Origin of the sequence: Pseudomonas sp., assembly GCF_046581935.1 — a bacterium.
Lineage (GTDB): Bacteria > Pseudomonadota > Gammaproteobacteria > Pseudomonadales > Pseudomonadaceae > Aquipseudomonas.
The window spans coordinates 174,495-185,685 of the sequence record NZ_JAYGFK010000014.1; the positions used below are offsets into that span (position 1 = coordinate 174,495).

The following is an 11,191-nucleotide window of genomic DNA, read 5'->3' on the forward strand; positions in this document are numbered from 1 at the left end:
TTGCTGTTGAGCGTGCCTGCTTAGCCGTTATTGGTCGAAGTAACGCTCGTGCCAGGCTACCAGAGGCTGCGGCGCGTTGAGTTTTTCGCCGTAGATCACCGAATAGGACAGTACATTCTGCACGTACTGGCGGGTTTCATCGAACGGGATGTTCTCGATCCATACGTCATAAGACAGGTGGTCCGCGCCGCGCAGCCACTGCCGCACGCGACCAGGGCCGGCGTTGTAGGCGGCGGAGGCAAGTACACGGTTGCCATTGAACTGACCATATATCTGGCTGAGATAAGCAGCCCCCAACTGGATGTTGACTTCTGGTCGGTAGGCCAGTTGCGGCGATGCCAGTGGGATGCCAAAGCGTCTTGCGGTTTCCTTGGCAGTGGTCGGCATCAACTGCATCAGGCCCATCGCCCCAACACCCGATTTGGCATCGGCCATAAAGGCACTTTCCTGGCGGGTAATAGCGAATATCCAGCTGGAGTGAATGTCGCGGTTACGGGCTTCGCGCACCAGTTGTTCGCGGTGGGCCATGGGGAAGCGTACATCCAAATCGTCCCAGTATTGCGCTTGGCTGATCGTCCGAATAGCCGGGAAGTACCAACCCATTTCATAGGCCAAACGTGCCTGGGCGACCATCTCATCGCGGCTGAACAGACGGCTGACGTTGTACCACTCGCGGCGTCCGTCGGCGACCTGGCCACGCGCGTTGAACTCTAGGGCGCGGCGAATCGCGGCTGAGTTACGTACCTTTTTTATGGTCTGCGGGGTCAGTGCCAGTGGTTTGTTATTCAGTTGATAGGGGGCTTGCACCTGGTCGGCGGCCATGAAGCCATAAAAATCACGTTCCTTGGCCAGTGCTTGATACATCACTTTCGGTTCTTGGCTGTTGGGGTGAGCCAGTTGCAGGCTGCGCGCCTGCCAATAACGCCAGCGATTGGTCTTGCTCAGTTCCTCAGGCATTTTGCGCGTCAGCTGGTTTGCTTCCTCCCAACGGCCTAGGCGCAGCAGTAAGCGTGCGCGCCATTCGCTGACAGTGTTGTCACGCAGTTGGGGGTCATACTTGGCCATGACTTGCAGGGCGCGGACGTCGAAGCGCTTGGCCAGGCTCAGGCCTATCTCGCGGGCGATAGCCACTTGTTCATTGCTGGAGAACTTCATGCGCTGGGCGTAGCCATCGAGCAGCGTGAGTGCGCTTTCTGGGTCCTGGCGGGCTAAGCGGCGCAGGCCGAGGCCAACCACATCAGCCATTGCTGGGTCGTTCTGGGTGAAGCGCGCGGTCTGCTTCAAGAGCTCAGGTTTTTGCGCCACTTCCAGCAAGCTTTTACCGTGGTTACCCAGGGTTGGCATGTTCTTGATCAGGTGGGTAACGAGACCATAGTTACGCGCTTCGGCAGCCAGCTTGGCCCGCTGCCAGCGCTTTTGTTCGGTGAGCTGGCCTTCGGCTGCCCAGCGCTCAAACAGTGGATCACAGGCGTTGGGTTGGGATTTGCCCACTAGCCATAGTTTTTCCGCCGTGGCGTAGCCCTCCGCGCGCATGCCGTGACTCAGCTGATATTGGCCGTATAGGCAGTCGAGCTCAGTGAAGTTCAACGCGGGTTCGTAGTGGTTGATAAACGTCTGCCATTCGCCACGCTCGGCCAGCCAGCGCAACCAACGCAGTTTCATCCAGCTGATTTGCGGCAGATCGCCATGTTCGGCGAGGAATTTTTCGATTTCGTCATTGCTGGCCCACTTTAGGCGGGCGGTCAGCTCGTCGTAGGCAAGGTAAGGCTCCAGTGGGTAGTCACGCAGAGCGCTGGCGTAACGCTCATATGGGCCCTTGTCACCTTTGGCCAGCGCGGCCTTGGCCTGGTCGTAATATTGGCGTTGTTGCGCCAGGGTGGTGGCGTGTGCCGCAGATAAGCTCAGGGTAGAAACCAGCAAACAAGACAACAGGTGGAACAGGGAGCCGCGCATGACACTTCCAGGCAAATAGTGCGTAGGGCCTTAGCTTAGTCTTTTGCCTCTAGGCGGTGAAGGCTCAATGCGAGCCGCGCGCAAATTGCCGGCGGCCAGCAGTGGCATTGATCTGTGCGGGTTGATCGGCACAACAGCTGCTGACAACAGGTAGGAGTAAGCGAATTTAGTGGCTCTGGCGCTTAAATTGCCCGCGATGTTGCGGCGCTTCTCGGTTAGAATGCGCGCCCTGTTTTGCGGGTGCTGCGGCAGCTGCAAATGATTTTCTGGGTGTTTCAGCTGGCAGCAGCAGGCCTGACGCGACTTAAGCCGTCGCGATCCCTTGCTTACTAGCTACCACCCATCGTTTTTTGTTGAGGCGCGCCATGACCCTGCTCAAGTTCACCGATATTTCCCTGGCCTACGGCGCAATGCCGCTGTTGGACAAGGTGTCTTGGCAGATTGCCCGTGGCGAGCGGGTGTGCATCATCGGCCGTAACGGCACCGGTAAGTCGAGCATGATGAAACTGGTCAAGGGCGACCAGAAAGCCGATGACGGTGCTGTTTGGCGCGCGCCAGGACTGAAGATAGGTGAATTGCCGCAAGAGTTGCCGGTTGCCGATGATCGCACGGTGTTTGATGTGGTCGCCCAGGGCCTGGACGGCGTGGGTGAACTCCTGGCGCAATACCATCATCTGGCGCAGAACTGTGTCACCGAAGATGACCTCAATAAGCTCATGCACGTGCAGCAAGACCTCGAAGCCCGTGACGGCTGGCGCTTGCAGCAACTCGTCGACAGCACCCTGAGCCGCTTGCAGTTGCCGGCCGATAAAACCCTGGCTGAGCTTTCAGGCGGCTGGCGGCGGCGCGTTCTGTTGGCCCAGGCGCTGGTTTCTGAACCGGATCTGCTCCTGCTTGACGAGCCAACCAACCACCTAGACATCGGTGCGATTGCCTGGCTGGAAGAAGCCTTGGCTGATTTTCAGGGGGCTGTGCTGTTTATCACCCACGACCGTTCCTTCTTGCAGAACCTGGCCACGCGCATTCTTGAGCTCGACCGTGGCGGCCTGATCGACTGGAACGGCGACTACGCCAGCTTCCTCGTGCACAAAGAAGCCACTTTGGCTGCAGAAGAAACCGCCAACGCGTTATTCGATAAGCGCCTGGCTCAGGAAGAAGTGTGGATTCGCCAAGGCATTAAAGCCCGCCGTACTCGTAACGAAGGCCGTGTACGTGCTTTGAAAGCCCTGCGCGTCGAGCGCAGCGAGCGTCGTGAGCGTACCGGTAAGGCGAATATCCAGCTGGAAACCGCGGAAAAATCTGGCAAGCAGGTGATGGTGCTGGAAAACGTCAGCTTTGCGCATCCAGGTGGGCCGTTCCTGATCAAGGACTTCTCCATGGTGCTGCAGCGCGGTGACCGCATCGGCCTGCTCGGCGCCAACGGCACCGGCAAAACGACTCTGCTCAAGCTGATGCTCGGCGGTTTGCAGCCCACCAGTGGTGAGGTGGCTGAGGGTACGCGCATTGATGTGGCGTATTTTGACCAATTACGTCACCAGCTCGATCTGGAAAAGACCGTGATCGACAACGTCGCCGAAGGCCGCGACTTTATCGAGATCGATGGGCAGAACCGCCACGTACTGAGCTACCTGGGCGACTTTCTGTTCAGCCCGCAACGTGCGCGTACCCCAGTCAAGGCATTGTCCGGCGGCGAGCGGGCACGCCTCTTGCTGGCTAAGCTATTCAGCAAGCCAGCGAATCTGTTGGTACTGGATGAGCCGACCAACGACCTCGATGTGGAAACCCTCGAACTGCTTGAAGAGGTGTTGCTGACTTTCCCAGGCACCGTACTGATGGTTAGCCATGACCGGGCCTTCCTCGACAACGTGGTGACCAGCACGCTGGTCTTCGAAGGCGAGGGCAAGGTGCGTGAATATGTTGGTGGCTATCAGGACTGGCTGCGTCAGGGTGGTTCGCCGCGCTTGCTCGGTGTTGGCGAAAGCAAAGCCGGCAAGCCAGCGCTGGCTTCGGCGGTAGTACCTGAGCCGGTTACTGCGGAGCCAGTGGTTGCCACTGAGAGCAAGAAGAAGCTCAGTTATAAGTTGCAGCGCGAGCTAGAAGCTATTCCGGGGCAGATTGATGCTCTGGAGGTGAAGGTCGCTGATTTACAGAAGCAGATCGCTGCACCTACGTTTTATCAGCAACCTGCAGATATGACCGCGCAAGTGCTGGCTACCTTGCAATCGGTTCAGCAGGAACTGGATGTGTTGGTTGAGCGTTGGGCTGAGCTAGAAGGCTGAGCCTGAGATATCGCCCTCAAGCTAGGATGTTGAGATTTTCCGGAGTTGGTTATGGCCATCGAGTACCGCATTGCTCTCGACGATGTTCATCAGTTCAGCTACAGGATCGAGCTGGACCGAGTGTATGAGGCTGAGGCTGCGCAAAGCGCGCCAGGTTGGACGCGTCTTGAATATCAACAGTGCAGCAATTGCCCGTTGAGCAAAGAGAATTTCAGTCATTGCCCGGCTGCTGTCGATTTGCACCGAGTTATTGAGGACTTTCAAGGCTTGCCGGCATTCAAAAAGGTGGCTGTTTGGGTGCGCACGCCCGAGCGTGAGTACAGCAAACAGGTCGGTCTGGAAGAGGGCTTGCGTGCATTGCTAGGCGTCATCATGGCCACCAGTGCCTGCCCGGTGCTGGGTAAGCTCAAGCCGATGGCAAGCCATCACCTGCCATTCGCCAATAATCAGGAATTCATCTTACGGACTGTGTCGGTGTACCTGACGCAGCAGTACTTCAATCTGCGTGAGGGGCGTGCGCCTGACTGGGAACTCAAGGGGTTGGTGCGCCAGTTCCAGCAGTTACAGTTGGTCAATCAGGCGTTTTGGCAGCGCATTCATGACACCTGTGAGGGCGACTCCAACCTCAAAGCGTTTCTCAGCTTCTTCTCGATGGCATCCAGCATGACTTACTCGCTGGAGACCCAGTTGCAGAAAATCCGTCCTTTGGTAATGGTGGCGAGTGGCGCTGGCGAATAACGCTGCCGCGCTATCCGCCAGTGCGCGGTGTTATTCAGCTTTCTTCAGGCGAACGGCGAGTACATCGCAGGGCGCGCCGTGCAGTACGTCGTTGGCCGTAGAGCCGAGCAGTAGGGCCAAGCCATGGCGGCCGTGGCTGCCAACGATGATCAGGTCGCATTGTTGTTCTTCGGCGAGGCGGTGTATTTCCTGGCGGGGTTGTCCGTAGGCCAGGTGGCGCTGATCGCTTTGCAGCTCAGGGTATTTGCCGGCAAATTTGTCCAAGCGCTCACGGGCCTGGTCGAACTGCTGCTGCTGCAACATTGATAAGTCCATCGGCACATCGCCGCCAAAGGCCATGGCCATGGGTTCGACGATGTGCACCACGGAAAGCTTGGCACCGCTACAGGTCGCCAGTTTCTGGGCTCGGTGCATAACGGGGTCGCATTCTTCGGTGAGGTCGACGGCTACTAGAATGTGCTGGTAGGGCATGGGTAACTCTCCTGGCAAGTGGATCAATGGTCTTAGTATGGCCTTCCTGAGCGCTGATGACAGGCTTTTGCCTGCGAGATAATGATATGAGTCCTTGGTTTTTGCTCTTGTTTTTGGCCCTTATGCTAAGCCCGTTGGCTTGGTTAGTGCCGTCGCGACGTCAGCGAGGGCGTATGGATGTTCGTCTGCAGGCCCGGCGGATGGGGGTGGCGATGCAACTTGCCCCACAGGTGTGGCCGCATTGGTTGGTGCTTCACCCACCTGAGTCCTGCCCGCAGTATCACTGCGCCCGGCGACGTGGGCAGCAGGATAGTTGGTGCTATTGGCAGATGGAGCCCGGGCAGTGGGTTAACAAATGGCGCGAACTCTGCACTGATCAGGCCTTGCTGGCGCAATTGCAGGAGCTGCCAGCAGACGCCTATAAGGTTGAAGCAACCACACAGATGCTGTCGGTCTGTTGGGGGGAGCATGGAGGGAGTGCGGCGCTGGATAAGGTTGTGGGCTTCCTTAAAGCTAACGCTTGAGATGTGGCTGCTGCGGCGTATCGGCGGCATGTGTTTGTGAGGAAACCGGGCAAAAGAAAGCCCAGTGCGAGCACTGGGCTAGAGTACGGCCAGGCAGGCCGGCAAAACTTATAGGGCTTCAGATGTTGGCTGCCGCGTACTGGTCGGCAATCTGCTCGATGCCCTGAATGATGGTGTTAGAATACTTATTGACCAGAAACGGCACGCTATTTTCGTTGTAATTGATCAGTGATTTTTCAATATACCGCCATTTGGTGCTTACGCCTTCCCATGACTGGTTCAGTTGGGGGGTGTTTTTCGGATCTTTCTCCAGTGCGGCCATTCTGCTGGCGAACTCGCTGACCAACTCTTCAATCGGCCGTGCGTCGCCCCCTCCCATAAACGTCGCGCCTACCGAGGCGCTGCGTGAGGCGTAATCCACTGCAATGCCTTGCATGAGTAAGCTCTGTTCGCGGCTGAGCTGGGTAAGTGCGGGCACGCTGTAGCTGCCTTCCTGCTGGATCTTGTTGTATAGCTCCTGGCTTAGGGTCATCAGCTGCTGGTTGCGTGCTGCCAAGTCAGCTACCGGTCGCAGGTCAGTGTAGCCCTGGTTTTTGATTGCTGCGGTCAGGTTGTTGAGGTCAATCTGATAGTCCTTCCATTGCTGTTCAAGCTGCGAGCGGAGGACCTTTGAGCCTTGACCAGGCATGTCGGTCAGCTCGCCTATGAGTTTGTTGGCCTCGTCCTGCGACTGATTGATCATGCGCGCATAGCGTTGATCGCCTTCCATGCCGTTAAACATGTAAAAGTCGCCCAGTGTTTTTTGAGCGGATAGGCGTAATTGATGCAGTTTAAGCAGGCTGCTAGCGGCGTCGGCGGCTTGGGTGGCGCCACTGAACAGCGGGAGGGCGGTGGCGATTAGTGTGCTCAAGGCGATGGCAAGCATGCGGCTCGACATGGGAAAACTCCGTGCGCCCTTGGCTGGGCTGTAATTGTTTTTGTTTTAGGTACGGTCGTTCTAGTGGCCGTATATGGGTGACTGTACCTGCAGGCAAATCGTTTTGCCAGGCATGCTGTTTTTTCATTATTCCGCGAATAGCCCGCTTATTTGAGGCTGATAGCTGCATATGAGTGATTTTTAGTGGCGTAGTTATTTTTGATCTGCGGTCATCGCTAACGTAATTTTTTGTAAGTTTTCTGCGCTGCTACAGGCCAATTGACAAGTCATGGCTTTTCCTTGAAGGTGTGCATACCCAAATCAAACGGGCGTATGAATTGAGCGTTTGCCTACTTAATGCAGCGCCTTTCCAGCCCGAATATCGCGTCGGTGGGTGTGCCAGGCTGATTGGGGCTACTCTGTGACGGCTGTGCCGTTGAGTAGCTTGCTGGTTGGCTCCGATGTGTACTGTTCAGCTTCCATACCGTGGAGATCAGTTGATGATTTACGAAGGTAAAGCCATCACGGTTAAGGCTCTTGAGAGCGGCATCGTCGAATTGAAATTCGACCTCAAGGGTGAATCCGTCAACAAATTCAACCGTCTTACCCTCAATGAACTGCGTCAATCTGTTGATGCAATTAAGGCTGATGGTTCGATCAAGGGCGTGATTGTCACCAGTGGCAAAGACGTATTTATCGTCGGTGCCGACATCACTGAATTCGTCGACAACTTCAAGTTGTCGGATGAAGAGCTGGTGGCTGGCAACCTCGAAGCCAACAAGATCTTCAGTGATTTTGAAGACCTCAATGTTCCAACTGTTGTCGCTATCAATGGCATCGCCCTGGGCGGTGGTTTTGAAATGTGCCTGGCCGCGGATTACCGCGTCATGGCCGACAGCGCCAAAGTTGGTCTGCCAGAAGTTAAGCTGGGCATCTACCCAGGCTTCGGCGGCACGGTGCGTCTGCCACGTGTTATCGGTACCGATAACGCGGTTGAGTGGATTGCCGGTGGTAAAGAAAACAAGGCTAGCGATGCGCTGAAAGTTGGCGCAGTGGATGCTGTGGTTGCTGCTGAGAAGCTGCAGGCCGCCGCTTTGGACCTGATTCAGCGCGCCATCTCTGGTGAACTGGATTACAAGGCCAAGCGTCAACCGAAATTGGAAAAGCTCAAGCTCAATGCCATCGAGCAGATGATGTGCTTTGAGACTGCCAAAGGTTTCGTGGCAGGCCAGGCCGGCCCGAACTACCCGGCTCCGGTTGAAGCAATCAAGACCATCCAGAAAGCCGCCAACATGTCTCGCGACAAGGCGCTGGAAATTGAAGCCGCTGGTTTCGTCAAACTGGCTAAAACCCCGGTTGCAGCCAGCTTGATCGGTCTATTCCTGAATGATCAGGAGCTGAAGAAAAAAGCCAAGAAATACGATGACGTCGCCAATGATGTGAAACTGGCTGCCGTACTTGGCGCTGGCATCATGGGTGGCGGTATCGCTTACCAGTCCGCGTCCAAGGGCACCCCGATCCTGATGAAGGATATCCGTGAAGAGGGTATCCAGATGGGGCTGGCCGAGGCTTCCAAGCTGCTCGGCGGCCGCGTTGCCAAAGGTCGTATGACTCCGGCGAAGATGGCTGAAGCCCTCACCGCTATCCGTCCGACCATGTCTTACGGTGATTTCGGCGCTGTCGACATCGTTGTCGAAGCTGTTGTTGAGAACCCGAAGGTCAAGCAGATCGTGCTGGCTGAAGTGGAAGGCGTGGTTAAAGAAGACGCGATTCTCGCGTCGAACACCTCGACCATTTCCATCAACTTGCTGGCCAAGGCCCTCAAGCGTCCGGAAAACTTCGTTGGTATGCACTTCTTCAACCCGGTGCACATGATGCCGCTGGTTGAAGTTATTCGTGGCGAGAAATCCAGCGATGTGGCGGTTGCGACTACTGTTGCCTACGCCAAGAAAATGGGTAAAACCCCGGTGGTGGTCAACGACTGCCCAGGCTTCCTGGTTAACCGTGTGTTGTTCCCTTACTTCGGCGGCTTCTCCAAGTTGCTCGAGTTCGGTGTCGACTTCGTACGTATCGACAAGGTCATGGAAAAGTTCGGCTGGCCAATGGGCCCGGCGTACCTGTCCGACGTGGTTGGTATCGATACCGGCCACCATGGTCGTGACGTAATGGCTGAAGGCTTCCCGGATCGTATGGCGGTTGAAGGTCGCACTGCGGTTGACGTGATGTACGAAGCTGATCGCCTGGGCCAGAAGAACGGCAAAGGCTTCTACGCCTACGAGATGGATAAGCGCGGCAAGCCGAAGAAAGTTATCGATCCTGTGGCTTACGAATTGCTCAAGTCGATCGTGAGCGAGCAGCGTGAAGTGACAGATGAAGACATCATCAACTTCATGATGATCCCGCTGTGCATGGAAACAGTTCGTTGCCTGGAAGACGGCATCGTCGACACCGCTGCTGAGGCCGATATGGGCCTGATCTATGGCATCGGCTTCCCGCCTTTCCGTGGTGGTGCGCTGCGTTATATCGATACCGTTGGTGTCGCTGAGTTCGTTGCTTTGGCTGATAAATATGCCGAGCTGGGCGCGCTGTACACCCCGACTGCCAAGCTTCGCGAAATGGCTGCTAGCGGCCAGAAGTTTTTCGGTTAATCGCGGACAGACTAGAGCGAGATTAGAAATATGAGCCTGAATCCTAGAGATGCAGTCATCGTCGACTTCGGTCGTACCCCGATGGGTCGTTCCAAGGGCGGCATGCATCGCAACACCCGTGCCGAAACCATGTCGGCCAACTTGATTAGCGGCGTACTGGCACGTAACACCAAGATTGACCCGTCCGAAGTGGAGGACGTGATCTGGGGCTGTGTTAACCAAACCCTGGAGCAGGGCTGGAACATCGCACGCATGGCGTCGCTGATGACCCAGATTCCGCACACCAGTGCTGCGCAAACGGTCAGTCGTCTGTGTGGTTCTTCCATGAGCGCCTTGCACACTGCTGTGCAGGCGATCCAGACCGGTAACGGTGACGTGTTTGTCATTGGCGGTGTGGAACACATGGGCCACGTTGGCATGATGCATGGAGTCGACCCAAACCCGCATCTGTCGCTGTATGCCGCTAAGGCGTCGGGCATGATGGGCCTGACTGCTGAAATGCTTGGCAAAATGCACGGCATCAGTCGTGAGCAGCAGGATGCATTCGGTGAGCGTTCGCACCGTTTGGCGCAAAAGGCCACTGTCGAAGGCAAGTTCAAGGATGAAATCATCCCGATGCAAGGCTACGACGAGAATGGCTTCCTGAAAGTCTTCGACTACGACGAAACCATTCGTCCGGAGACTACGCTGGAGAGTCTGGCTGCACTGAAGCCGGCGTTTAACCCGAAGGGTGGCACCGTGACTGCCGGTACGTCCTCGCAGATCACTGACGGCGCTTCCTGCATGATCGTTATGAGCGCCCAGCGTGCTCAGGATCTGGGTATTCAGCCAATGGCTGTGGTACGTGCAATGGCGGTGGCGGGTGTCGATCCGGCGATCATGGGTTATGGTCCGGTACCGGCGACTCATAAAGCGCTCAAGCGTGCTGGCCTGAGTATCAATGACATCGATTTCTTCGAGCTCAATGAAGCCTTTGCTGCCCAGGCTCTGCCTGTGCTGAAGGACCTGAAAGTGCTCGATAAGATGGAAGAGAAGGTCAACTTGCACGGTGGCGCAATCGCTCTGGGTCACCCCTTCGGTTGTTCCGGTGCACGTATCTCCGGTACCCTGCTGAACGTGATGAAGCAGAATGGCGGCACATTTGGTGTGTCGACCATGTGCATAGGTCTCGGCCAAGGCATCACCACCGTCTTCGAGCGTCTGTAAGCTTTACAGGTGTAGATGATGGAAAAACCGGGGCCAAGTGCCCCGGTTTTTGTTTTTGGTCAGCCCTTTGTGGCTGCCGTCATTGGGGCCGTATTTACGCGCTGTAAAAGTTTCCTCGCGGAATTTGTTGACCGCAGAAAATTTTCAAGGAATTCACTCATGCAGTTACAACCTGGCCTCTACCGCCACTACAAAGGCCCTGAATATCGGGTATTCGGTGTGGCTCAACACTCCGAGGCGGATCAACCAATGGTGGTCTATCAGGCGCTGTACGGCGAGTTTGGCCTTTGGGTGAGGCCGCTGGAGATGTTCTGTGAAAGTGTTGAAGTCGATGGCGAGACAGTTCCACGATTCGCTTTGATCCAGGCCGAAACAACACTGTTTAGTCGGCCTTGAGCTGGCATTTAGCGCACCGCTGCGCTTGACCTTGGCGGGACCGCCACTATATATAGCGGT

General features: G+C 56.2%; 9 protein-coding genes. 6 read left to right on the forward strand and 3 right to left on the reverse strand.

Annotated elements, in window-relative coordinates; genetic code table 11:
- Window positions 1–27: 27 nt before the first annotated feature.
- Entirely contained in the window at window positions 28–1,953 is a 1,926-nt protein-coding gene (locus VCA57_RS11630) for a transglycosylase SLT domain-containing protein (RefSeq protein WP_411185182.1), read from the reverse strand.
- Between the two features lie 365 nt (window positions 1,954–2,318).
- On the opposite strand from VCA57_RS11630, the gene VCA57_RS11635 reads away from it, so the two are divergent.
- Together VCA57_RS11635 and VCA57_RS11640 are read left to right on the forward strand one after the other, a co-directional pair.
- The gene (locus VCA57_RS11635; protein WP_411185184.1) at window positions 2,319–4,232 is read left to right on the forward strand and encodes an ATP-binding cassette domain-containing protein; all 1,914 of its coding nucleotides are present in this window, start codon (window positions 2,319–2,321) and stop codon (window positions 4,230–4,232) included.
- A 51-nt stretch (window positions 4,233–4,283) separates the two neighbouring features.
- A complete protein-coding gene (locus tag VCA57_RS11640) occupies window positions 4,284–4,970 on the forward strand; it encodes a DUF6901 family protein (RefSeq protein ID WP_411185186.1) in 687 nt (228 codons plus the stop codon).
- A gap of 30 nt (window positions 4,971–5,000) precedes the next feature.
- Here the strand turns inward: VCA57_RS11640 and VCA57_RS11645 are convergent, their stop codons facing one another.
- Window positions 5,001–5,441: a universal stress protein gene (locus VCA57_RS11645; protein ID WP_411185187.1), complete on the reverse strand. Its 441-nt coding sequence runs from the start codon at window positions 5,439–5,441 to the stop codon at window positions 5,001–5,003.
- Window positions 5,442–5,527: 86 nt separating this feature from the next.
- Between VCA57_RS11645 and VCA57_RS11650 the strand changes: the two genes are divergently transcribed.
- The gene (locus VCA57_RS11650) at window positions 5,528–5,965 is read left to right on the forward strand and encodes a hypothetical protein (RefSeq protein ID WP_411185189.1); all 438 of its coding nucleotides are present in this window, start codon (window positions 5,528–5,530) and stop codon (window positions 5,963–5,965) included.
- A 118-nt stretch (window positions 5,966–6,083) separates the two neighbouring features.
- On the opposite strand, the gene VCA57_RS11655 is transcribed toward VCA57_RS11650, so the two are convergent.
- The gene (locus VCA57_RS11655) at window positions 6,084–6,902 is read right to left on the reverse strand and encodes a hypothetical protein (RefSeq protein WP_411185190.1); all 819 of its coding nucleotides are present in this window, start codon (window positions 6,900–6,902) and stop codon (window positions 6,084–6,086) included.
- Between the two features lie 479 nt (window positions 6,903–7,381).
- Between VCA57_RS11655 and fadB the strand changes: the two genes are divergently transcribed.
- The 3 genes from fadB (at window position 7,382) to VCA57_RS11670 (ending at window position 11,131) form a co-directional block, all read left to right on the forward strand.
- Window positions 7,382–9,529, forward strand: coding sequence for a fatty acid oxidation complex subunit alpha FadB (gene fadB / locus VCA57_RS11660; protein WP_411185191.1), 2,148 nt, complete (start codon window positions 7,382–7,384; stop codon window positions 9,527–9,529).
- A gap of 30 nt (window positions 9,530–9,559) precedes the next feature.
- Window positions 9,560–10,735: an acetyl-CoA C-acyltransferase FadA gene (fadA, locus tag VCA57_RS11665; protein WP_411185192.1), complete on the forward strand. Its 1,176-nt coding sequence runs from the start codon at window positions 9,560–9,562 to the stop codon at window positions 10,733–10,735.
- Between the two features lie 159 nt (window positions 10,736–10,894).
- Window positions 10,895–11,131 carry a DUF1653 domain-containing protein gene (locus tag VCA57_RS11670; protein ID WP_411185193.1) on the forward strand — a complete coding sequence of 79 codons (237 nt, stop codon included), beginning with the start codon at window positions 10,895–10,897 and terminating at the stop codon, window positions 11,129–11,131.
- The last annotated feature ends 60 nt before the right edge of the window (window positions 11,132–11,191 follow it).